Here is a 24281-nt window from a genome sequence, read left to right as displayed (position 1 = left end):
CAAACTACTAAAATTATATACAAATTGTAACGGTATCGTATATTTAATATATAAAAAACATTTATAATATATATTATTAAATTTTTTAAAAACATTCTATAATGAAAAAAATAATATAGTTAAAAATGAAGAAATTGTTATTGAATAATTTTTTTGACTAATTATTAAAATCATTTTAAAAAGTATTTATTATATATGGAGGTGTACATATGAAAGTTGTTTTAGGTAGTAAAAGAATCACTTTAGAAGACTTAATCAATGTAACAAGAAGGGGGTATAAGGTAGAAATTTCTCAAGATGCTTACGAAAAAATTGATAAAGCTAGAGCTTTAGTTGACAAATATGTTGATGAGGCAAAAGTATCTTATGGAATAACTACTGGTTTTGGAAAATTTGCTGAAATCAGCATCTCTAAAGAACAAACTGGTCAATTACAAAAAAATATAGTAATGAGCCACTCTTGTAGTGTAGGAAATCCTATGTCTATTGATATAGCAAGAGGTGTAGTATTTTTAAGAGCTGTAAACTTAGCTAAAGGTTACTCAGGGGCAAGAAGAATAGTAATTGAAAAACTAGTTGAATTACTTAATAAAGAAGTAACTCCTTGGATACCAGAAAAAGGTTCAGTTGGATCATCTGGAGATTTATCTCCTCTAGCTCATATGTCTTTAGTCCTAATTGGATTAGGTAAAGCTTTCTACAAAGGTGAATTGTTAGAAGCTAAAGATGCATTAGCTAAAGCAGGAATAGAACCAATTGAAGCTCTATCTTCAAAAGAAGGTTTAGCTCTTACAAACGGAACTCAAGCATTAACTTCAACAGGTGCTCACGTTCTATACGATGCTATCAATTTATCTAAACACTTAGATGTTGCAGCATCATTAACTATGGAAGGATTACATGGAATTATAGATGCTTATGATCCAAGAATAAGTGAAGTAAGAGGACATGCTGGTCAAATAAATACAGCTGAAAATATGAGAAGAATTTTAGCAGGAAGTACAAATGTTACTAAACAAGGTGTTGAAAGAGTACAAGATTCATATGTTTTAAGATGTATACCTCAAATTCATGGTGCAAGTAAAGATACATTAGAATATGTAAAACAAAAAGTTGAAATAGAAATAAATGCAGTAACAGATAACCCATTAATATTTGTTGATACTGACGAAGTTATATCTGGTGGAAACTTCCATGGACAACCTATGGCACTACCATTTGATTTCTTAGGAATAGCTCTTGCTGAAATGGCAAATGTTTCTGAAAGAAGAATAGAAAAAATGGTAAACCCAGCTATCAACCATGGATTGCCTGCATTCTTAGTTGAACAAGGTGGATTAAATTCTGGATTCATGATAGTTCAATACAGTGCAGCTGCATTAGTATCAGAAAATAAAGTTTTAGCACATCCAGCTTCTGTTGACTCAATACCAACTTCTGCTAACCAAGAAGACCATGTTTCTATGGGATCAATAGCTGCTAAAAAATCAAAAGATATACTTGAAAATGTAAGAAAAGTTATAGGAATGGAATTAATTACTGCTTGTCAAGCTATAGACTTAAAAGGAGCTAAAGAAAAATTATCTCCAGCAACTAAAGTAGCTTATGATAAAGTAAGAGAATTAATTTCTTATGTAAGTGTTGATAGACCTATGTATATAGATATCCATGCTGCTGAAGATTTAATAAAAACTAATGCAGTTGTAGATAATGTAGAAAAAGCAATAGGAGAACTAAAATTTTAATTTAACTACATTATAAGCCCCTGATAGCCGTATGAGTTCTACGAGCTCAATAAACACAGGCTCTTCGAACTAATACGGACATCGGGGCTATCTTTTGGATAATTTAAAAATAAGTGAATTATTTTTCCAGATTTTAGATTAAAAATCAAATAGAGTTAGCCGAACAAATCTTGGCGTGTCTGAGCTAACTTGTTAGCAAGTTAGCGATCTTAGAAGCTTTTAATGAACTTGTTCATTTAGAGCTTCTTACTGATGCCAAATTTGTAGCGAACTCTTGATTTTTAATCGTTAAGAAATCTGGTTATAACGAACTATTTTTAAATCAATAAATTAAAATTTTATAAAAAAATTAGGAGGAAATTAATAATGTTAAGTAATAAAACTATTTATGATGCAATGACAATAAAATTAACTGCTGAAGATATCCCAATGGAAATTCCTAAAATGGATCCTAGCATAAGAAGGGCTCCAAAAAGAATAGTAAAACTATCTGAACATGATAGAGAACTAGCTTTAAGAAATGCTTTAAGATATATTCCTGAAGAATTTCATGAAATGTTAGCTCCAGAATTCATGCAAGAATTAGAAGAAAGAGGAAGAATCTATGGATATAGATTTAGACCAGAAGGAAATCTATATGGAAAACCAATAGATGAATATAAAGGAAAATGTACTGAAGCTAAAGCAATGCAAGTTATGATAGATAATAACTTAGATTTTGATATAGCTCTATATCCTTATGAATTAGTAACTTATGGAGAAACTGGACAAGTATGTCAAAACTGGATGCAATATAGACTTATCAAAAAATACCTTGAAAATATGACTCAAGATCAAACTTTAGTTGTAGCTTCAGGACACCCAACTGGATTATTTAGATCTAATCCTTATGCTCCGAGAGCTATAATTACTAATGGACTTATGGTAGGTCTATTTGATAACTATGATGACTGGGCTAGAGGAGCTGCAATAGGTGTTGCAAACTATGGACAAATGACTGCTGGTGGTTGGATGTATATAGGTCCTCAAGGTATAGTTCATGGAACTTACTCAACTATATTAAATGCAGGAAGATTATTCTGTGGAGTTCCAGCTGATGGAGATTTAAGAGGAAAATTATTTATAACTTCAGGACTTGGAGGAATGAGTGGAGCTCAAGGTAAAGCTTGTGAAATAGCAAAAGGTGTTGCAATCGTTGCTGAAGTTGACTTATCAAGAATCAATACAAGACTTGAACAAGGTTGGGTAAATGCAATAGCAAATACTCCAGAAGAAGCATTTAAAATTGCAGAAGAAAAAATTTCTTCAAAGACTCCTTATGCAATAGCATACCATGGAAATATAGTTGAAATACTAGAATATGCAATAGAATTTAATAAACATATTGATTTATTATCAGACCAAACTTCTTGTCATGCTGTTTATGATGGAGGATATTGCCCAGTAGGAACTTCTTTTGAAGAAAGAACTAAACTTCTTGGAACTGATAGAGCTAAATTCAGAGAATTAGTAAATGAAGGTTTAAAAAGACATTATAAAGCAATCAAAACTTTACATGATAGAGGAGTATACTTCTTTGACTATGGAAATAGTTTCTTAAAATCTATCTATGATGTAGGAATAAAAGAAATTTCTAAAAATGGCGTAGACGATAAAGAAGGATTTATATTCCCTTCATATGTTGAAGATATATTAGGACCTGAATTATTTGACTATGGATATGGACCATTCAGATGGGTATGTCTATCAAGAAAGAAAGAAGATTTATTAAAGACAGACAAAGCTGCTCTTGAACTTGTTGACCCTAACAGAAGATATCAAGATAGAGATAACTATGTATGGATACAAGATGCTGACAAGAATGGACTTGTTGTTGGAACTCAAGCAAGAATATTCTATCAAGATGCAATGAGTAGAACTAGAATAGCTCTTAAATTTAATGAAATGGTTAGAAATGGAGAAATTGGACCTGTAATGTTAGGTAGAGACCATCACGATGTGTCTGGTACTGACTCTCCTTTCAGAGAAACTTCAAACATTAAAGACGGAAGTAGCATAATGGCAGATATGGCAACTCAATGTTTTGCTGGAAATGCTGCAAGAGGTATGACTATGATAGCTCTTCATAATGGTGGAGGAGTTGGAATCGGAAAATCTATCAACGGTGGATTTGGAATGGTTCTTGACGGAAGTAAAAGAGTAGATGAAATCTTATGGCAAGCAATGCCTTGGGACGTAATGGGTGGAGTTGCTAGAAGAGCTTGGGCAAGAAATCCTCACTCTATCGAAACTGTTGTAGAATACAACTTAGATAATAAAGGAACAGACCATATTACATTACCATACATTGTTAATGATGAATTAATAAAGAAAACTTTAAAAAAATAAAAAAGTATAATCTTTAGGATTGAGGTTGTTACAATTTAATTTGTAACAACCTTTTTTTCTGTAAAAAAATATAAAAATAAATAGCAAAATTAGTCTCTTGACAGCCGTATGAGTTCTACGAGCTCAATAAACACAGGCTCTTCAAACTGGTACGGACGTCAGAGACTATTTTTATATAGAAAAATATAATTATAAAAAAATTTGAAATTATCTATAAATAGATGTATCATTGTAAAAGATAAAATAAAATAGAAAGTTGATGCACTATGAAAATAAAATTTTTATGTTTCTTTTTAATATTTAGTTTAAATATTTATTCTCATCCTCATGTTTTTTTTGATGCAGATATCAATGCAAGAATAGAAAATAATACACTTGAAGGACTTGAAATAAATCTTAAATTAGATGAACTGAACACAAGACTTAACAAAAAAGTTTTGAAACCAGATAAAAATATGAATGTTGAAGGTGATAATATTGTCTTTTTAAAGTATTTATTTAAGCATATTAGAGTAAAATTCAACAATAAAACTTACAAAGAAGATGATATAATTTTTGAACAAGCCAAATTGGATGACGATAACTTAGATATCTATTTTTTTGTTCCAATAGATCAAAAAATTACAAAGAGCTCTAAATTAAAAATAGCCCTTTATGACACAAAATATTACTACAATTATGACTATGATAAAACATCATTTCATGTAGATAATAATTTAAAAAATATAAAAACTAAGGTTAACTTTTTTACAAATAACAAAATTAAATTTTACTTTAATTTAGTAAGTCCAAATGAATACGAGGTTGATTTTGAATGAAAAAAATATATAAATATTTAACTGCTATTGTAGGTATTGCTTTAGTGTACCTAGTTCTATCTAATTTTAATTTAATGATGTATAAAATTGCTTTTTATCAACAAGATATAGTTGAAAACATAAGCAAATTAATAGATGAAAATCAAGATAAATTAAATTATACTCTTTTACTTTTAACTTTTTTATATGGAATAGTCCACTCTTTTGGTCCTGGACATGGAAAAACTTTAGTATTAACATATTCTGTTAAAGAGGAATTAAATTTCTATAAACTACTATTAGTTTCTATATTGATAGCATATTTACAAGGTTTATCAGCTTATATCTTAATAAAATTTATTATAAGTTTATCAGATAAGGCTTCAATGATATTATTTTATGATTTAGATAATAGAACAAGGCTTATTGCTTCTATCCTTATAATTTTAATAGGTATATATAGTATATATTCAACTTTAAAAAATAAAACATGTGAGCATTGCCATGAAACAAAAATAAAAAATATATTAGGATTTTCAATAGCCTTAGGTCTATGCCCTTGCCCAGGAGTAATGACAGTTCTTTTATTTCTAGAAAGCTTTGGCTTAAATAATAATATGTTTTTATTTACACTTTCTATGTCAACAGGAATTTTTTTAGTTATACTATTTTTTGGTATTCTAGCTAATATTTTTAAAAAGACTTTGGTTGAAAGTGAAAATTTAAAACTACACAGAATACTATCTTTTATTGGTGCAATTCTTATGATTATTTTTGGAATTTTTCAAATTTTAATTTTAGGAGACTAAAGTATAACTTAAATTGACAGAAATGAATAAATCTTTTATAATTAAAAGAAACAAATAAAGTCTCTTGATAACAAGCTCAATTAAATAAAGTCTCTTGACAGCCGTATGACTTCTACGAGCTCAATAAACATAGGTTCTTCGAACTAATACGGACGTCAGAGACTAATTTTGCTATTTATTTTTATACTTTCCTATAGAAGAACATAGGCTCTTCGAACTAATATGGACACCAGAGACTAATTTTAAATACTTTCTTATAAATAAAAAAATGGAGGCTATAATGCTACAAAAAAATAAAAGAAATTTTTCAATAATTGCACATATAGATCATGGAAAATCTACTATTGCAGATAGACTTTTAGAATACACAGGAACTGTTGCTGAAAGAGATATGAAAGAACAAATATTAGATTCTATGGAACTTGAAAGAGAAAAAGGAATAACAATAAAAGCTCAAGCAGTAACTTTATTTTATAAAGCAAAAGATGGCATTGAATATGAACTAAACTTAATTGATACTCCAGGACACGTGGATTTCATATATGAAGTATCAAGATCTCTTGCAGCTTGTGAAGGAGCTTTACTTGTTGTAGATGCTGCTCAAGGAGTTGAAGCTCAAACTCTTGCAAATGTTTATCTTGCAATAGAAAACAATTTAGAAATTTTACCTATAATTAATAAAATAGATTTACCCGCTGCTGAGCCAGAAAAAGTAAAAAAAGAAATAGAGGATATAATTGGTTTACCAGCAGATGATGCTGTTTTAGCTTCTGCTAAAAATGGTATAGGTATTGAAGATATCCTAGAAGCTGTTGTTCAAAGAATACCAGCTCCCGACTATGATGAAAATGCTCCATTAAAAGCATTAATATTTGATTCTTTCTTTGATGATTATAGAGGAGTTGTAACTTATGTAAAAGTTTTAGACGGTTCTATAAAAAAAGGAGATAAAATAAAAATTTGGTCAACTGAAAAAGAATTAGATGTCTTAGAAGTTGGAATTTTTTCTCCAACAATGAAATCAACAGATGGTTTAACTAGTGGTTCAGTTGGATATATTATAACTGGAGTAAAAACTATTCATGATACAAGAGTTGGAGATACAATAACAACCGTTAAAAATCCTGCTTTATTTCCTTTAGAAGGATTTAAACCTGCTCAATCAATGGTATTTGCTGGAATATATCCATTATTTACTGATGATTATGAAGAATTGAGAGAAGCTCTAGAAAAATTACAACTAAACGATGCTTCATTAACTTTTGTTCCTGAAACATCTCTAGCTTTAGGATTTGGTTTTAGATGTGGTTTCTTAGGTTTGTTACATATGGAAATTATTGTTGAAAGATTAAGAAGAGAATACAATATCGATTTGATTTCAACAACACCATCAGTTGAATACAAAGTAAGTATAGATGATAAAGAAGAAGCTATTATTGATAACCCTTGTGAGTTCCCTGAACAAGGCAGAGGAAAAATAACTATTCAAGAACCATATATAAGGGGAAAAGTTATAGTTCCTAAAGAATATGTTGGAAATGTTATGGAACTTTGTCAAGAAAAAAGGGGAATATTTATATCAATGGATTATTTAGATGAAACTAGATCTATGCTTACATATGAATTGCCTCTTGCAGAAATAGTAATTGATTTTTATGACAAATTAAAATCAAGAACTAAAGGATATGCTTCATTTGAATATGAATTAAGTGAATATAAAGTTTCTAATCTTGTAAAAGTAGATATTTTAGTTTCTGGAAAACCTGTTGATGCATTCTCATTTATAGCACATGTAGATAATGCTTATTACAGAGGAAAAGCTATATGTCAAAAATTAAGTGAAGTTATTCCAAGACAACAATTTGAAATTCCAATTCAAGCAGCGTTAGGTTCAAAAATTATTGCTAGAGAAACTATAAAAGCATATAGAAAAAATGTTATAGCAAAATGTTACGGTGGAGATATAACAAGAAAGAAAAAACTTCTTGAAAAACAAAAAGAAGGTAAAAAGAGAATGAAGAGCATAGGAAATGTTGAAATTCCACAAGAAGCATTTGTATCTGTTTTAAAATTGAATGACTAATAAAAAATAAAGTCTCTTGACAACTGTATAAGTTCTACGAGTTTAATAAAATAGACTCTTTGAGCAATAATACGGACGTCAAGGGTTATTTTTTATCTAAATTTACACTTAAAAAAGAGGTCTTATGAATATAACTAATTTACAAAAAGAAAGAGAAAAATTTCAAACTCAAGGAAATATTTTGAAAGAAGTTGAAGTTTTAAAAGAGATTTTAACTGAAACAGCAGAATCTTTTGGAAAAGAAAGTGATGAATATATTAAAGCTCTTAATGAATTAGGAGGAACTTTAAAATATATTGGTCATTATGATAATGCAGAAGAAAAACTAAAAGAAGCATTAGCTATAATCAATAAAAAATATGGTACTTCTAACTTAGCTTATGCTACAAGTCTATTAAATCTTACTGAAGTTTATAGATTTTCTCAAAAATATGATTTACTAGAAAAAAATTATGAACAGATAGTTAAAATATATGAAGAAAATAAGGCTGATAATACTTTTTCTTTTGCAGGCTTATGTAATAATTTTGGTCTTTTTTATCAAAATATAGGAGAAATGAAAAAAGCCTACGATATTCATCAAAAAAGCTTAGAAATCTTAAAAAAATACGATAGTGAAGAATACTTACTTGAATATGCCGTAACCCTAAGTAATTTATTTAATCCTTGTCTACAATTAAAAATGAAAGAAAAAGCTATAGATTATCTAAATAAATCTCTAGAAATTTTTGAAAAAAACGTTGGTACTAAACATCCTCTTTATGCAGCTTCATTAAATAATATGGCTATTTATCAGTATAATGAAGGAAATTTAAAAAAAGCTATAGAGTATTTTAAAAAGTCTGCTACGATATCTAAAGAAACTATGGGAGAAAATAGTGATAACTATAAAAATATTGTTAGCAATATAGAATTTTTAGAAGATTTATTAAACAAATCAGAATATAATGATTTTGGAAATAAAGTAAATATTGATAAAAAAAATGAATTTACCAATACTAACTATGAAGATGATAGTAAAAATATGAAAGGTTTAGAATTAGCAAGAAGATATTTTAAAGACATAGTTCTACCTGTATTTGAAAAAGAATTAAAAGATATTTTACCTCTATGTGCTTTTGGTTTGGTTGGTGAAGGTTCTGAATGTTATGGCTATGATGATGAATTATCTCAGGATCACGATTTTGGACCATCTGTTTGTATATGGCTAAGAAATGAAGATATTGAAAAATATGGAAATAAAATTAATAAAATACTGAATACCTTACCTAAATCTTATGCAGGTTTCAATGAAATAAAAATCAGTGAATGGGGAGAAAATAGAAGAGGTCTACTTTCAATAGAAGATTTCTATTTTAAGTTTATAGGCTCTTTTGATTTACCTAAAACTATAAATGATTGGCAAAGGATCCCAGAAACTGCCCTTGCAACAGCAACAAATGGAGAAGTATTTTTAGATAATCTAGGTATTTTTTCTGAAATAAGAAAGTCTTTATTGAATTATTATCCAGAAGTAATAAGACAAAATAAAATAGCAACTCGTTGTATGAATATTTCTCAACACGGACAATATAATTATTCTAGATGCTTGAGAAGAAACGACATAGTTGCTGCAAATCAAGCTTTATATTTATTTGTTGATGAGGTTATACATTTGGTTTTCTTGTTAAATAAAAAATATAAGATTTTCTATAAATGGTCAAATAGAGCTTTAAAAGATTTAGAGATACTTGGACATGAAATTCATACTTTATTAAATGAAATGGTCTTAACTCAAAACAAAATTCCTTATGTAAGAAAAATTTCTAGCTTACTAATAGAAGAGTTAAAAAATCAAAATTTGAGTAATATTGAAAGTGATTTTTTAGGAGATTATGGAGTAGATATTCAAAAAAATATAAATGATGAATTTTTAAAACAATATTCTCCATGGTTAGATTAAATAAAGGAGGTAGAGAAAAATAATGGAAAAAAATCTGATAATAGAAAAAATATTAGAGAAAGAATGGAACTTTTTCTCCAACCTTAATAATATTGGTGGAAGAGCTAGTTGTCAGGATAACAAAGAAGACTTTATTATTATGAGAAAATCTCAGTGGCTAACTTTTAATGAGGAAACTTTATTATCATACTTAGATGATTTAAATTTAGAATACAATCCTTTATTTATAAAATATGCAGAAATGATGAGGTATAATTCTCCTAAAGAATATGAAAGAATTAAAATTTATTTAAAAAATATTTCTGAAGAAAAAAATAGTTTAGTTAATAAAATAATGTTGATTTATATGAAGTGGGAAGAAGATTTTTTTGAAAGATTCCCAATTTTTTCTTCAATGGGAAGACCTTTATACTCTAAAGATGACGATGATATTGATACATCTATAGAAACTTATTTAAAAGGTGAACTATTATCCTATTCTGAAAAAACTTTAAAATTATATTTAAAACATATAGAAAATTCTAAAGAAAAAAATATAAATTTAGTTATTAAAAATATGGATAATCTTGCTAAAGCACAAGGATTTAAAGATTCAGAGGAAGTTGAAAAATACTATAAATAAAAAAATAGTCTCCTGACATTCGTATTAGAGCTCGTAGAACTTTGACGGTTGTCAAGAGACTTTATTTATTCTATAAAAAAGTATAAAATTAAATAATAAAAGTTAGTCTCTGATGTCCGTATTAGTTCAAAGAGCCTGTGTTTATTGAGCTCGTAGAACTCATACGGCTATCGAGAGACTTTATTTATTATTTTATCAATTTTCAACTATAACTACATCATATACTTTAGCTATTTTAAAACTTCTTCAATAGATTTTTCACATACATCAAGCATAATATCTATTTCATTTTCAGTTATTACATAAGGTGGCATAAAGTAAACCGTATTTCCTATAGGTCTTACAAATACACCTTTTTTTAATGCTTCAGCATAGATTTTTCTACCTATTCTTTCATTTGGTTTTACATCTTTTAATTCTATTGCACCAATTAATCCAATATTTCTTATATCTTTTATATAATCTTTATCTTTAAAAATTTCATGTAATTTTTTTTCTAAATATTTTCCTTTTTTATTAACGCTTTCTAAAATATTTTCATCTTTAAAAATTCTTAAAACCTCTAAAGCTATTCTGCAACCTAATGGATTTCCAGAATATGTGTGAGAATGTAAAAAAGATTTTCCTTCTTTATAGTCAGAATAAAAAGCATCAAAAATTTCACTTGTTATACATAGCATTGCTATTGGATAGTATCCAGATGATAAGCCTTTTGCTATACACATCATATCAGGTTCTATTCCAGCATATTCACATGCAAACATTTTCCCAGTTCTTCCAAAGCCCATAGCTATTTCATCATCAATTAAATGTATATTATATTTTTTTGTTAGTTCTCTTGCTGCCTTTAAAAATTTAGCTGAATATATTTTTATTCCTGCAGCTCCTTGTACCAATGGTTCAACTATCATACAAGCTATTTCGTCATGTTTTTCTTCAATTAATTTTTCTAACTCTTCTATACATTCATCTTCAATTTTTTTAAATTCTTCTTCTGTTATTTTTGAGTTTAAATAAGGAACTCTTACTTTTATTCCTTCTTTAATTAATGGCCTATAAGTTTCTGTAAAGATATCTACATCTCCAACCCCTAAAGCTCCAATAGTTTCTCCATGATAAGCATTTTCTAATGAAATAAACTTTGTTTTTTGAGGATTTCCAGTTTGTAGATGATATTGGAAACTTAGTTTTAAAGCCATTTCTATACATGATGAACCATTGTCTGAAAACAAAAATTTATTAATACCTTTAGGCATTACTTTAGTTAATTCTTCACATAATTCAGCAGCTGGTTCATGAGCAAAATTTGCAAAAATAATGTGTTCTAAGGTATTTACTTGTTCTGTTACAACTTTATTTATTCTTGGATTACAATGACCAAATAAATTTACCCACCAACTAGAAATACAATCCATATACTTATTTCCATTTTCATCTATTAAATAAAGACCTTCTCCCTTTTTCATAACCAATGGAGGCAGCTCTTCAAAATCTTTCATTTGAGCACAAGGGTGAAATACATATTTTAAATCTTTTTTTTGAAGTTCAGACAAATTATTAAACATAAGACTAAATCTCCTTTCTTTTTCTCAATAATTTACCTATAAATAAAGTCTCCTGACAGCCGTATGACTCTTCCGAGCTCACTGAAATCCTCTCCAGAGTAATACGGACGTCGGAGACTAATTTATAATATTTAAATTTAAACTTTTAGTTATATAGCAAAAAATTTCTCAATTTCATTTTCAGAAATTTCTTTTTGGCCATTTTTAAAAATCATATATTTTTTTATTTTTGAAAGCTCTAAGACTACTTTTATATTATCATCTTCAAAAAATTGTCCTTTATAGTTATTAAAAATAAGTCCGTGAACCTCTATTCCCATATCTTTTAAGGCATTTAAAGTCAACATAGTGTGATTTATAGCTCCTATTCTTGTTCCACAAACTAAAACTACAGGAAGTTTTAATAATTTTATTAAATCATATATGTAAAACTTATCTCTAATCAAAGGAACATAAAGTCCACCAGCTCCTTCAACCAAAATATTTGAATATTTATTTTTTAAGTCTGAAAAATGTTTTACAACATTTTCTATTTCTATTTTTGTGTCTTCCATTTCAGCTGATAAATGTGGAGAAACTTCTTCTTTTAGTGTATAACTAACCATTGAATCATCATAATCTATGTTGTTAAACTTTGTTAAAAAATCAACATCTGGCGCTATAAGTTTCCCATCTCTTAGAAAACAGCCACTTTGAATAGGCTTGTAATATTGATAGTTATATTTTTTTAAAGCTTTGTATAATAAGGTACTAGAATAAGTTTTCCCAACATCTGTATCTGTTCCTATAACAAAAAAATCTTTAAATTTCATAACCTAGCTCCTTTACCATTTGCTTATCAGTTTCTATAGTTGTTCCTGTTGTAGTTAAGAAATTTCCAGTTAGTGCCGAATTAACTCCACATTTCATTCCAGTTCTAACATGTTCTCCTAGCTTTATTCTTCCACCACAATATCTAATAAACACATCAGGCATCATAAATCTATATATAGAAATTGTTTTTAATATTTCATAAGTATTTACAGCTTCATTATTTTCAAAAGGTGTTCCTGGTATCGGTGTCAACACATTTATTGGAACTGAAACTACTCCCAAATCTCTTATGTCTAGTGCCATATCAATTCTATCTTCGATATTTTCCCCTAAACCAAAAATTCCACCACTACAAACAGCCATTCCCACAGCTATTGCATTTTTTACAGTATTAATTCTATCATCATATGTATGAGTCGTACAAACATTAGGATAATATCTTCTAGAAGACTCCAAATTATGATGATAAGTAATAACTCCGGCATCATATAACTTTTGTAAGGCTTCTTTTGAGCATATTCCATGTGAAGCACATAATTTAATTTTTTCTGTATTTTCACCTATGTACTTGTATATTTCGACAAGTTTATCTAATTCTTTTTCATTTCCTTTTAAGCCTCTACCACTTGTTACTAGTGAAAATCTGTGAGCTCCTTCATCTTCATTTCTTTTAGCTTCACATAAAGCAAGTTCTTTAGATACAAGGTCATATACTTCTGCATTAGTTTTAAAATGAGCTGACTGTGCACAATATTTACAATTTTCTGAGCATTTACCTGATTTTGCATTTATAATAGTGCATAAATCAAAGTATTTCCCACAAAACTTTTCTCTTATCTCATCAGCTGATTCAAAAAGTAAATTCAAAGTATCCATATCATCGTTAGGAATTTTCGCAAGCGTCAATGCTTCCTCCCTACTAATTTTATACTTTTCAGAAAATATTTTTTCTTTTAAGTATAAAACAAATTCCCTCATATCAGTTTGGTTTCCTACTCCTCCACCTGATTTTTCCATATTTAACATGTATCCCATCCTTTCCTTGCACTTAAAAAAAATTTACAACTTTACTTAATAATAGCACAGAAAACAAAAAAAATCCATATTACATATATACTAAATATAGGTAATATGGATTAGTTTAATTTTTTAAATCTTTTTTATTTGCTTTTATTTACTATATTTTAATTTCCCTTTAACAAAAGTCATACAAACATTATAGTCATTATCTAAAATAACGATATCTGCATCTTTATTTTCTTTTATAAGTCCTGTATTTAATTTAAACTCTTTAGCTGCATTTGTTGCTGTCATTTTAAAAGCATCTGTTAGGCTATATCCTAAATCTAATAAGTTTCTAAAAGCTCTATCCATTGTAAGAACGCTACCTGCTAAAGCATTATTACTTGCAAGTCTAGCTTCTCCATTTTTAACATTTACATCAAGTTCTCCCAATTTATACTTTCCATCTTCCAGTCCAGTTGCAGACATAGAATCTGTTATACACACCACTTTATCCACACCTTTAACTTTAATTAAAAGTCTTACAGCTTCTGGATGTACATGAACTTTATCAAAAATTATTTCTGCCATAATTTCATCTGAATTTAATATAGCTCCAACAACTCCAGGTTCCCTATGAGTAAAACCTCTCATTCCATTATAAGTATGAGTTGCATGACTTAAACCATAGTCAATAGCCTTAATAACATCTTCATAATTGGCAGCCGAATGTCCAACTGACACTACAACTCCTCTTTCAGATAAAAATTTTATAGCTTCTAAATTTTCTTGATTATGTGGAGATATAGAGAAAAGCTTTACTAAATCTTTTTTTACATTCAAGTATTCTTCCAACTCTTTTGTTCCTGCTGGTTTCATATATTTATCATTTTGAGCACCTTTATACTCAACTGAAAAATATGGACCTTCCATGTGGACACCAAATATATTTGCTCCATCAATATCTTTATTTTGTAATTTACCTATTGTTTCTAAAGTTTCTTTTAATATTTCTTTTGAGCTTGTCAAAGTTGTGGCTAAAAAATTTCCTGTCCCTTCTGATGCAAGATATTTTGAAATTTTCTTTAATCCATCTTCACTAATATCCATAGCATCTGCTCCATCTGCTCCATGAGTATGAACATCTATAAAAGCCGGTCCTAAAATTTTTCCTTCTAAGTCTATAGTTTTATTGATTTCTAAATTTTCAGAATTAACATTTTCTTTATTTTCAAAAATATTTTTTATTTTTGAATCTTCAATTAATAATGAACCTTTAATAATTTTATTACCCATTACAATTTTTGCATTTTTTAATAATATTCTTTCCATTTTTCAATCACCTCACTAGAATTTTATAACACTTAAAAAAATAAATCAATAGTTATATTGACAAAAATCAATAAAAAGTAATACAATAAGTAAAAGAAAATTTAAGAGGTTGAGTTAAATGATTTACGATGATTTAAAAAATATTGATATTTACAAAGGAATAAATAAAAATCTTGATATAGCAATTGATTTTATAAAAGAAAGAAAATATTTAAAACATAATTTTGATAAAAATATTGTTGATGGTGAAAAAATATTTTTTAATTGTCCTGAAAAACCTGAAACAAGAATAAATATAGGTCAAGAACTAGAATATCATAAAAGATATATTGATATTCATATTGTTTTTGAAGGGGAAGAGGCAATAAACTACTCTTCCATTGACAATACTATCGAAACTCAAAGTTATAATCAAGAGAAAGATTATACTTTAGTAAAATCTGATATAAAAGATCAAACTAAATTAATTTTAAATAAAAATAATTTTTTAATATTATTTCCTTATGAGCCACATATTGCTCTTTTAGCAGTTGATGAACCTAAGGAAATTAAAAAAGTAATATTTAAGGTAGAATTTTAATAAATAAACTCTCTTGACAGCCGTATAAGTTCTACAAGCTCAATGAACACGGGCTCTTCGAACTAATACGGACGTCAGAGATTAATTTTCTTTATTTATTTTTTATACTTTCTTATATAATAAAAAGTATTGCTTTTTTTAATTAGCTTTTGTACAATACAAATATATATACTTACTACATATTTTAGGAGGTTCAAATGAAGTTAAAAAATTTTTTTAAACTTGTTTTATTGGTTTTAGTTGTGGGGATTTTAATTAGTTGTGGCAAGAAAAAAGAAGAAAAACCTTTAATAATGGGATTATCTCCTATAGCCAACTCTGAAAAAATGTTAGAGGATGCAGAGCCTTTATACAAAATGCTTGGAGAACAAATAGGAAAAGATGTAAATGGTTATATTGCTAGTAATTATATAGGACTGGTTGAAGCATTGGGAACTGGAACTGTTGATTTTGCTTTAATTCCACCTTTTGCTTATATCTTAGCAAACACAAAAAATGGTTCAGAAGCTTTGCTTACAAGTGTTGGTAAAAATGATGAACCTGGATATTATTCTGTGTTAGTTGTTAGAAAAGATTCTGGAATAGAAAAAGTTGAAGATCTAAAAGGTAAAAGAATTGCTTTTGTTGATCCTTCATCAACTTCAGGATATATTTTCCCAGCTGTTATACTAAAAGATCATGGTATAGATATTGAAAAAGATATTACTTCTCAATTTGCTGGTGGACACGATAAAGCTTTACAACTTCTTGTTAATGGAGATGTCGATGCTATTGGAACTTATGAAGGTTCTATAACAAAATTTGCTAAGGAATTTCCTGATGTTGAAAACCAAGTTAAAGTTCTACAAAAAAGTGATTTGATTCCTGGAATAACTTTAACTGTTTCATCTAAATTAGCTCCTGAAACAAAAGAAAAAATTAAAGATGCTTTCCTTAAAGTTACTGCTACTCCAGAAGGACAAGAATTAACTTTAAAACTTTTTGGAATAAAAGGTTTTCAAGAAGCTGATATCAATAGTTACAAAACTATAGAAGATAAATTAAATAAAATGGGAATTGATATAGAAAAAATAAAATAAAATATTTCTTTTATTATTATTTTAGGGGTTGTTATAACAGCCCCTTTATTAATATATAAATGCTTTATTTACAAACAATTGAAGGTGATAAACTTGGAAAATATAATTGAAATTAAAAACTTAGTTAAAAATTATGGTAAAAAAGAAGTTTTAAAAAATATTTCTTTTGATATAAAAAAAGGAGAAATAATCTCTATAATTGGAGAGAGTGGAGCTGGAAAATCTACTCTTATGAGATGTATAAACGGGCTTGAAGATATAAATTCCGGTTCTATTAATTTTAATAATATGAATATATCTCAAATTAATGAAAAAGAAAAAAATAAAATAAAAAAGAATATGGCTTATATTTTTCAAGAATTAAATATTATCGATAACCTTTATGTTATAGATAATGTTACTATTCCATTTTTAAATAAAAAAAGTTTTTTTCAAATATTATTTAATTACTTTTCTAAAGAAGAATATGAAAGAGCTTTATATTGCTTAGATAAAGTTGGAATAAAAAAATTAGCTTACACTAAAGCTAAATATCTATCTGGTGGAGAAAAACAAAGAGTTGCTATAGCTAGAGCTATAGCTCCAAATGTAGAAATAATATTGGCAGACGAGCCTATCAGTAGTTTAGATGAAAAAAATTCTATTCAAATTATGGAAATATTTAAAAGAATTAATGAGAAAAAGAATAAGACAATTATATTGAATTTACACAATGTCGAAATTGCAAAAAAGTTTTCTGACAGAATTTTAGCTCTAAAAAATGGAGAAATATTTTTCTTAAAAAATAGTAAAGAGGTCAATAATGATGACATTAGAGAAGTTTATCAAAACACAAAAGAATAAAATTTTAATTAAATATTTATTAGCTTTTTCTATAATTTTATTATTCTTTTTTACTCTTAATCTAGATTTTCAAGATTATATAATTGGATTTTCAAGATTAAAAAATTTGATTTTAAGTATGATGAGACTTGATACTGAAGACTATAAAATTGTATTTTTTAAACTTTTTGAAACCTTTATAATTGCATTTTCCTCTTCATTCTTAGGGGTATTAATAGCTGTAATTTTTTCTCCATTTTTGACAAAAAATATTTTTAAGAATAAATATATAATCAACATATTATCTATTTTTTTTACAGCTTTTAGAACTATTCCAGCTTTGGTATTAGCAGCAATATTAGTAAGCCTAGTAGGTGTTGGAAGCTTTACAGGTTTTTTAAGTTTATTTATAATAACTTTTTTCTCTAGTTCTAAGTTATTAAAAGAATATTTGGAGGAAATTGATTCAAAAAAAATACTGGCTTTTAAGACTTTTGGATTTTCTAAGTTTGTATTTTTAAAATCTTGTGTTTATCCACTATCAAAGCCTTTTATTGTTTCCTTATTTTTCTTAATACTAGAATCTAGTATTAGAGGTGCAAGTGTATTAGGAATGGTTGGAGCCGGTGGTATAGGAGAAGAATTATGGAAAGATTTAAGTTTTTTGAGATATGACAAAGTTTCTTTTATCGTTCTAATACTACTAATTTTTATTTTTATAACGGATACAATAAGTTGGTTTTTTAGAAAAAAAGATAACTATATTAAAGTTTCTACTTATAAAGGATACAAATTTAGTAAATTAGCTGCTTTTCTAACAAAAATTTTTCTAACTATATTTATCATTACTACTTTATTAATTTTATACAATGATAGCACTAAAATATCTTTCCCTGTTTTTATTGAGAGATTATCCACTTTCTTGAAAAAGTTTTCAAATATAGATTTTTCTTATTCAATAAAGGGTTTATTTGCACTATGGGATAGTTTATTAGTAGCATTCTTTGCAACAATTTTTGCAGCACCAACTTCATTAATAATAAGTTATTTTGCTAGTTCTAATATTTCAAGTAAAAAAGTATCTTTTTTAGTAAAAATTCTTATAAACTTTATAAGAACTTTCCCTCCAGTTATAGTTGCTATATTATTTTTTACTGGTTTTGGTCCTGGACTTATAAGTGGTTTTCTTGCACTATATATTTATACTACCGGAGTATTAACTAAGGTATATGTTGATATTCTAGAAAGTGTTGACTATGATTTTGGAATCTACGGGAAGAGCCTAGGTTTAAAAAAATTCTATATTTATCTAAAATTATGGATTCCAGCAACTTATACTAATTTTATATCTGTTTTATTGTATAGATTTGAATCTAATATGAAAAATTCAAGTGTATTAGGAATGGTTGGAGCTGGAGGTATTGGGCAACTTCTTATAAATAATATTGCTTTTAGAAACTGGGAAAAAGTTTGGATATTATTATTAATTCTAATTTTTGTTATAATTTTAATAGAAAATATATCTTATTTTATAAGACAAAAAGTTAACAAATAATTGAGGCCTCTTGATAGCAGTATGAGTTCTACAAGCTCAATAATCAAAAAATCTTCAAAATAATATGGACATCAGAGGCATACTTCAATATTTAATTTTATACTTTACTTATATAACAATAAAGCCTCTTGATAGTCGTATGAGTTCTACGAGCTCAATAAACACAGGCTCTTCGAACTAATACGGACATCAGAGGCTAATTTTTAATATAATTTAATTTACACTTTCCTATAAAGAGCTTGGAGGTCAATTATGTACAACGAAGATGAACTCTTTATTTTTTCATATCTTTATTCAACTAACAATATCGTAATACAAAATATCGCCTATAAAATTTTTAATCTTAGCATACAAAATAATATAAACTTTTTTGGACTTACTGAAAAAGATAAACTTTATTTTTTAAAAGAAAATTTCAATTCAGAAAAAATAAATATTATTTTAAAATTAACTGAAAAAGAAAACCTATTTTCTATGGCAATGGAAAAAAATAAAATATTAGAGGAATGTAGAAAAGAAAATATTAAATTATTATTTTACTCCGATAAAAATTATCCTAAATCACTAATAGGTATAAAAGAACCTCCCTTTATACTATATATAAAGGGACATTTTCCTACTGAAGAAGAACTTTCTAAATCCTATGCAATAGTTGGTACAAGAAATCCAAATGAAAAAGGAATAAATTTTGTTAAAGAAGTTGGAAAATTTTTAAAAAATAATAATTATTACAATATTAGTGGCTTAGCTAAAGGGATTGATGAAATAGGTCATTGGGTAACATTAGGAAAAACAGCTGCTATTTTAGGACAAGGTTTAAATACAGCAATTTATCCCTGCAACAATAAAAAATTATCAGAAGAAATATTAAAAAACAATGGTTTTTTATTATCAGAACTTTTACCAAACACAAAAATTTCCACATTTAATCTATTGAAAAGAAATAGATTACAATCAGCTTTAACATCTGGTATTATAATAGGACAAACAGCTTTAAAAGGTGGAACTGTTCAAACTTTTAAATATGCAAAAGCTCAAAAAAAGAAAATCTTTATCTCCGATTTCAACGAAGATTTTATAAATAAATATAAAAAGGATTTATTTATATTGAAAGATGAAAAAACTTTTAAATACTTACTTGATGATAATTTTTCTCAAAATCTACAAATAAAGCTTTTCTAAATTATATAGAGTCTCTTGATAGCCGTATGAGTTCTACGAGCTCAATAAACACAGGCTCTTCGAACTAATACGGACATCAGAGACTAATTTTGCTATTTATTTTTATACTTTCCTATAAAATAAAAATGTATATGTCCATATTAATTTGACCAAAAATTATTAGTGTGATATCATAATAAATATGATAAAATCGGTATTTTAACAAAGAAGGTTATAATGAAAAAAGAAGCACTTAAAATTTTAAAAGAGTTTTACGGATATGAAAATTTTAGAGAAGGTCAAGAAAAAATAATCGATGCTATCTTAGAAAAAAGAAATGTTTTAGGAATAATGACTACTGGAGCTGGAAAATCAATTTGTTATCAAATTCCAGCTTTAATTTTTGAAGGTTTAACAATAATTATTTCTCCATTAATATCATTAATGACAGATCAAGTTAATGGATTAAGACTAGTGGGAATAGATTCAGCCTATCTTAATTCAACTTTATCTATGGAGGAATATAATCAAATTCTATTTAAAATAAAAAGAAAAAAAATAAAAATATTATATATTTCTCCAGAAAGATTAGAAAATGAGTATTTCTTACAATTTATAAAAAATATTGATATTTCAATGCTTGTGATAGATGAAGCTCACTGTGTGTCACAATGGGGGGAAAATTTTAGAAGAAGTTATCTCAAAATATCTGATTTTATAAAAGTAATTAATAAAAATAATTTACAAATTGTTGCATTAACAGCAACTGCAACACCTAAAATAAAATTGGATATCATTCAAAAATTAGGTATGGAAAATCCTATTGTTTTTACAGATTACTTTAATAGAGATAATATTTATTTTAAAGTAATTGATAATACAGGTCTTGACAAGGATTTAGATATTGATGGAAAACCTTTTATAAGAGAATATATAGCACAAAATCATAGAAAATCTGGAATAATATATTGCTCTACAAGAAAAAATGTGGAAGAAATGTATATATTTTTAAAAACTTTAGGTAGAAATGTAGTTAAGTATCATGCTGGACTTTCTAAAGAAGAAAGAGATGAAAATCAAAAAATGTTTTTAGATGATGATGCACAAATTATGGTTGCTACAAATGCTTTTGGTATGGGGATAAATAAATCTAATATAAGATATATTATTCATGCCAATATTCCTGGAAACTTAGAAGCTTACTATCAAGAAGCAGGAAGAGCTGGTAGAGATGGAGCTCCTGCTGAAGCTATACTAATTTATAACGAGAAAGATAAAAGTGTACAAAAATTTTTAATTGACAAAGAAACTGCTGGTAAGGATTTTAAATATAAAGAAAAAAAAGAAAAAGCATTCAAAAAAATGATAGAATATGCTGAACTTACAAGTTGTTATAGGCAATATATACTAAGATATTTTGGTGAAAAAATGATAAGAGACTACTGTGGATATTGTGAAAATTGTAAGAAAGAAAAAAATATAAAAGATTATTCTATTGAAGCTAAAAAAATAATTTCTTGTGTAGGAAGAACAGGAGAAAATTTAGGAGTTTCTACTGTTTCAAATATTCTTTTAGGAAGAGCAGATTCTAAAATGCTAAGAAAAGGTTTGGATAAAATTTCAACCTTTGGAATAATGAGAGAATATAAGCAAGAATGGATAGAAGATTTTATAAATCACATGATATCTGAAAAATTTTTAAACCAGAGTGCTGGAAGTTTTCCAGTTTTAAAGCTTGGTGAGAAGTATAAAAAAATTTTAGATGACAGTCTTAAAATAAAAAGAAAAGAAAATGAAAATGTTGAATTTGATTATTTTGAAAATGCTCTTTTTAAAGAATTAAATGCATTACGAAAAGAGATATCAAAAAAAGAAAATGTAGCTCCTTATATAATTTTTTCTGATGTTAGTTTGATTGAAATGGCTGAGAAAAAACCTAAAAACAAATGGGAAATGTTAAAAATAAAAGGGGTAGGAAATCAGAAATTTAAAAGTTATGGGGATATTTTCCTAGAAAAAATACTACAGTACACTAAACTTCCTTAGTAAATAAAGTCTCTTGACAGCCGTATGAGTTCTACGAGCTCAATAAACACAGGCTCTTCGAACTAATAAAAATATAAAAAAATAAGAGGTAGAAAATGATAGAATTTTTTATTGCAAAAAAACAAATGTTAGAAAGAAAAAAACAAAGTATATTATCAATAATTGGAGTTTTAATTGGAGTAACTGTCCTAATTGTATCACTGGGAGTATCCAACGGTCTTGATAAAAATATGATAAATAGTATTTTATCCTTAACAAGTCATGTAACTGTTTACTCTCCAGAAAATATTGAAAACTATAAAGAGATTTCAGAAAATATTGAAAAGATAAAAGGGGTTAAAGGAGTAGTTCCAACTATAGACACTCAAGGAATTATAAAATATGAAGCTTACACAAGTCCTTATGTAGCTGGTGTAAAAGTTGTTGGTTACGATTTAGAAAAAGCTATCAGTTCTATGAAAATAGATGAAATGATAATTGACGGGAAAATAGACCCTGAAAACAAAAAAGGAATCTTAATTGGAAAAGAATTAGCAAGTTCAACAGGTGCTATGGTTGGAGATAAACTAAAACTTGTTACTTCTGAGAATACTGATATTGAAATGGAAATTATGGGAATATTTCAAAGTGGTTTTTATGATTATGATATCAATATGGTAATTATTCCACTAGTAACTGCTCAATATATTACTTATAGTGATAGCACAGTAAATAAGTTATCTGTAAGATTGGATAATCCATATACAGCTTCAACAACTGTAATAGATATTGCTAAGGTTATCCCTGAAAACTTCTATTTAAATACTTGGGGAGAACAAAATAGAGCCTTACTATCTGCTTTAACACTAGAAAAAACAATAATGATTATAGTTTTCTCTTTAATTGCTGTTGTTGCCGGTTTCTTAATTTGGATTACACTTAACACACTTGTTAGAGAAAAAACTAAAGATATCGGTATTATGAGAGCAATGGGATTTTCTAAAAAAAATATTATGAAAATATTTTTAATACAAGGTCTTATTCTAGGTATAATTGGAATTATTATAGGAATAATACTATCTTTGATATTGTTATGGTATATTAAAAATTACACTGTTGCTATGCTTTCAAGTATTTATTATATTAGAAATATTCCTATTGAAATCTCATTAAAAGAAATAATGGTAATTGTAGGAGCAAATTTTATAATAATATTAATCTCAAGTATTTTTCCTGCTTATAGAGCAGCAAGATTAGAAAATGTGGAGGCTCTTAGATATGAATAATGATATAATAATGAAATTAGAAAATATAGATAAATTCTATATGGAAACTGGAAATAAACTTCATATATTAAAAGAACTAAATTTAGATATAAAAAAGGGTGAATTTATTTCTATCTTGGGTAAATCTGGTTCTGGGAAATCTACTCTTTTAAATATTATGGGCTTACTTGATAAAATTGATGCAGGAAAAATTTGGATAGATAATAAAGAAGTTTCTTCTTTAAGTGAAAATGAGAAAAATGAAATTAAAAATAACTTTTTAGGCTTTGTATTTCAATTCCATTATCTTATGAGTGAGTTTACAGCCTTAGAAAATGTCATGATACCGGCTTTGTTAAAAAAATATAAGAGTAAAAAAGAAATTGAAGAACATGCCAAGGAATTATTAAAAATTGTTGGTTTAGAAGAAAGATTTAATCATAAGCCGAATCAGTTGTCAGGTGGAGAAAAACAAAGAGTTGCTATTGCTAGGGCTATGATAAATAGACCTAGTTTAATTCTAGCTGATGAACCTACTGGAAATTTAGATGAAGATACAAGTGAGCTTATTTTTTCACTTTTCAAAAAAATAAATAAAGAATACGGTCAAACAATAGTTGTTGTAACTCATGCAAAAGACTTATCACTGATAACAGATAGACAACTATACCTAAAAAAAGGAAAAATATAAAATAG

The 24281-nt window shown here is 27.2% G+C and carries 19 protein-coding genes; 15 read left to right on the top strand and 4 right to left on the bottom strand.

Going from position 1 to position 24281, the window contains the following annotated elements:
* Window positions 1-209: 209 nt before the first annotated feature.
* The 7 genes from hutH (at window position 210) to BQ2505_RS05165 (ending at window position 10386) form a co-directional block, all read left to right on the top strand.
* Window positions 210-1745 (top strand): histidine ammonia-lyase, encoded by a 1536-nt coding sequence (gene hutH / locus BQ2505_RS05195; RefSeq protein WP_074016717.1) that lies wholly within the window; start codon window positions 210-212, stop codon window positions 1743-1745.
* Window positions 1746-2111: 366 nt separating this feature from the next.
* On the top strand, window positions 2112-4133 hold the full coding sequence (locus tag BQ2505_RS05190) for a urocanate hydratase (protein ID WP_074016716.1): 2022 nt from the start codon (window positions 2112-2114) through the stop codon (window positions 4131-4133).
* Between the two features lie 266 nt (window positions 4134-4399).
* Window positions 4400-4951, top strand: a complete 552-nt coding sequence (locus tag BQ2505_RS05185; RefSeq protein WP_074016715.1) for a DUF1007 family protein — start codon at window positions 4400-4402, stop codon at window positions 4949-4951.
* The gene (locus BQ2505_RS05180) at window positions 4948-5739 is read left to right on the top strand and encodes a nickel/cobalt transporter (protein ID WP_074016714.1); all 792 of its coding nucleotides are present in this window, start codon (window positions 4948-4950) and stop codon (window positions 5737-5739) included. Before BQ2505_RS05185 ends, BQ2505_RS05180 begins: the two co-directional genes overlap by 4 nt.
* 268 nt (window positions 5740-6007) lie before the next feature.
* A complete protein-coding gene (gene lepA, locus BQ2505_RS05175) occupies window positions 6008-7822 on the top strand; it encodes a translation elongation factor 4 (protein WP_143403565.1) in 1815 nt (604 codons plus the stop codon).
* A gap of 124 nt (window positions 7823-7946) precedes the next feature.
* Entirely contained in the window at window positions 7947-9764 is a 1818-nt protein-coding gene (locus tag BQ2505_RS05170; protein ID WP_074016712.1) for a DUF4037 domain-containing protein, read from the top strand.
* Window positions 9765-9786: 22 nt separating this feature from the next.
* Window positions 9787-10386: a DUF4125 family protein gene (locus BQ2505_RS05165; protein ID WP_074016711.1), complete on the top strand. Its 600-nt coding sequence runs from the start codon at window positions 9787-9789 to the stop codon at window positions 10384-10386.
* Between the two features lie 230 nt (window positions 10387-10616).
* Here BQ2505_RS05165 and bioA read toward each other — a convergent pair whose 3' ends face one another.
* The 4 genes from bioA to nagA form a co-directional block, all read right to left on the bottom strand.
* Window positions 10617-11951, bottom strand: coding sequence for an adenosylmethionine--8-amino-7-oxononanoate transaminase (gene bioA, locus BQ2505_RS05160; protein ID WP_074016710.1), 1335 nt, complete (start codon window positions 11949-11951; stop codon window positions 10617-10619).
* A gap of 149 nt (window positions 11952-12100) precedes the next feature.
* The gene (gene bioD / locus BQ2505_RS05155) at window positions 12101-12763 is read right to left on the bottom strand and encodes a dethiobiotin synthase (RefSeq protein WP_074016709.1); all 663 of its coding nucleotides are present in this window, start codon (window positions 12761-12763) and stop codon (window positions 12101-12103) included.
* Complete coding sequence (gene bioB / locus BQ2505_RS05150) at window positions 12753-13781, bottom strand: biotin synthase BioB (protein ID WP_074017330.1); 1029 nt, start codon at window positions 13779-13781, stop codon at window positions 12753-12755. Before bioB ends, bioD begins: the two co-directional genes overlap by 11 nt.
* 153 nt (window positions 13782-13934) lie before the next feature.
* Window positions 13935-15098 carry an N-acetylglucosamine-6-phosphate deacetylase gene (gene nagA, locus BQ2505_RS05145; protein WP_074016708.1) on the bottom strand — a complete coding sequence of 388 codons (1164 nt, stop codon included), beginning with the start codon at window positions 15096-15098 and terminating at the stop codon, window positions 13935-13937.
* Window positions 15099-15216: 118 nt separating this feature from the next.
* Here nagA and BQ2505_RS05140 point away from each other — a divergent pair, with 118 nt between their 5' ends.
* From BQ2505_RS05140 to BQ2505_RS05105, 8 genes are all read left to right on the top strand, one after another.
* Window positions 15217-15678: a NanQ anomerase/TabA/YiaL family protein gene (locus BQ2505_RS05140; RefSeq protein WP_074016707.1), complete on the top strand. Its 462-nt coding sequence runs from the start codon at window positions 15217-15219 to the stop codon at window positions 15676-15678.
* A gap of 197 nt (window positions 15679-15875) precedes the next feature.
* The gene (locus tag BQ2505_RS05135) at window positions 15876-16757 is read left to right on the top strand and encodes a phosphate/phosphite/phosphonate ABC transporter substrate-binding protein (protein ID WP_074016706.1); all 882 of its coding nucleotides are present in this window, start codon (window positions 15876-15878) and stop codon (window positions 16755-16757) included.
* 93 nt (window positions 16758-16850) lie between these two features.
* Complete coding sequence (gene phnC / locus BQ2505_RS05130) at window positions 16851-17600, top strand: phosphonate ABC transporter ATP-binding protein (protein ID WP_074016705.1); 750 nt, start codon at window positions 16851-16853, stop codon at window positions 17598-17600.
* Window positions 17563-19134, top strand: coding sequence for a PhnE/PtxC family ABC transporter permease (locus BQ2505_RS05125; protein WP_143403585.1), 1572 nt, complete (start codon window positions 17563-17565; stop codon window positions 19132-19134). Before phnC ends, BQ2505_RS05125 begins: the two co-directional genes overlap by 38 nt.
* A 252-nt stretch (window positions 19135-19386) precedes the next feature.
* Complete coding sequence (locus tag BQ2505_RS05120) at window positions 19387-20316, top strand: DNA-processing protein DprA (RefSeq protein ID WP_074016703.1); 930 nt, start codon at window positions 19387-19389, stop codon at window positions 20314-20316.
* 216 nt (window positions 20317-20532) lie between these two features.
* Window positions 20533-22341 carry a DNA helicase RecQ gene (gene recQ / locus BQ2505_RS05115; protein ID WP_074016702.1) on the top strand — a complete coding sequence of 603 codons (1809 nt, stop codon included), beginning with the start codon at window positions 20533-20535 and terminating at the stop codon, window positions 22339-22341.
* A 95-nt stretch (window positions 22342-22436) separates the two neighbouring features.
* A complete protein-coding gene (locus tag BQ2505_RS05110) occupies window positions 22437-23606 on the top strand; it encodes an ABC transporter permease (RefSeq protein WP_074016701.1) in 1170 nt (389 codons plus the stop codon).
* Window positions 23599-24276 carry an ABC transporter ATP-binding protein gene (locus tag BQ2505_RS05105; protein WP_074016700.1) on the top strand — a complete coding sequence of 226 codons (678 nt, stop codon included), beginning with the start codon at window positions 23599-23601 and terminating at the stop codon, window positions 24274-24276. The genes BQ2505_RS05110 and BQ2505_RS05105 overlap by 8 nt, the downstream gene beginning before the upstream one ends.
* Window positions 24277-24281: the final 5 nt, after the last annotated feature.

The sequence above is a fragment of the Fusobacterium massiliense genome, from assembly GCF_900095705.1.
In the GTDB taxonomy this organism is placed as follows: Bacteria; Fusobacteriota; Fusobacteriia; order Fusobacteriales; family Fusobacteriaceae; genus Fusobacterium; species Fusobacterium massiliense.
The sequence above is the reverse complement of the archived record's forward strand: the minus strand, read 5'-3'. Positions and strand labels throughout refer to the sequence as shown.

Bases quoted from the DNA above. Each gene is read 5' to 3' on its own strand.
- BQ2505_RS05120 (WP_074016703.1), top strand. From the start codon at position 19,387: ATGTACAACGAAGATGAACTCTTTATTTTTTCATATCTTTATTCAACT.
- bioD (WP_074016709.1), bottom strand. From the start codon at position 12,763: ATGAAATTTAAAGATTTTTTTGTTATAGGAACAGATACAGATGTTGGG.
- BQ2505_RS05140 (WP_074016707.1), top strand. From the start codon at position 15,217: ATGATTTACGATGATTTAAAAAATATTGATATTTACAAAGGAATAAAT.
- bioB (WP_074017330.1), bottom strand. From the start codon at position 13,781: ATGGAAAAATCAGGTGGAGGAGTAGGAAACCAAACTGATATGAGGGAA.
- bioA (WP_074016710.1), bottom strand. From the start codon at position 11,951: ATGTTTAATAATTTGTCTGAACTTCAAAAAAAAGATTTAAAATATGTA.
- nagA (WP_074016708.1), bottom strand. From the start codon at position 15,098: ATGGAAAGAATATTATTAAAAAATGCAAAAATTGTAATGGGTAATAAA.
- BQ2505_RS05180 (WP_074016714.1), top strand. From the start codon at position 4,948: ATGAAAAAAATATATAAATATTTAACTGCTATTGTAGGTATTGCTTTA.
- BQ2505_RS05185 (WP_074016715.1), top strand. From the start codon at position 4,400: ATGAAAATAAAATTTTTATGTTTCTTTTTAATATTTAGTTTAAATATT.
- BQ2505_RS05165 (WP_074016711.1), top strand. From the start codon at position 9,787: ATGGAAAAAAATCTGATAATAGAAAAAATATTAGAGAAAGAATGGAAC.
- BQ2505_RS05125 (WP_143403585.1), top strand. From the start codon at position 17,563: ATGACATTAGAGAAGTTTATCAAAACACAAAAGAATAAAATTTTAATT.
- BQ2505_RS05105 (WP_074016700.1), top strand. From the start codon at position 23,599: ATGAATAATGATATAATAATGAAATTAGAAAATATAGATAAATTCTAT.
- recQ (WP_074016702.1), top strand. From the start codon at position 20,533: ATGAAAAAAGAAGCACTTAAAATTTTAAAAGAGTTTTACGGATATGAA.
- lepA (WP_143403565.1), top strand. From the start codon at position 6,008: ATGGAGGCTATAATGCTACAAAAAAATAAAAGAAATTTTTCAATAATT.
- BQ2505_RS05110 (WP_074016701.1), top strand. From the start codon at position 22,437: ATGATAGAATTTTTTATTGCAAAAAAACAAATGTTAGAAAGAAAAAAA.
- BQ2505_RS05135 (WP_074016706.1), top strand. From the start codon at position 15,876: ATGAAGTTAAAAAATTTTTTTAAACTTGTTTTATTGGTTTTAGTTGTG.
- BQ2505_RS05190 (WP_074016716.1), top strand. From the start codon at position 2,112: ATGTTAAGTAATAAAACTATTTATGATGCAATGACAATAAAATTAACT.
- BQ2505_RS05170 (WP_074016712.1), top strand. From the start codon at position 7,947: ATGAATATAACTAATTTACAAAAAGAAAGAGAAAAATTTCAAACTCAA.
- hutH (WP_074016717.1), top strand. From the start codon at position 210: ATGAAAGTTGTTTTAGGTAGTAAAAGAATCACTTTAGAAGACTTAATC.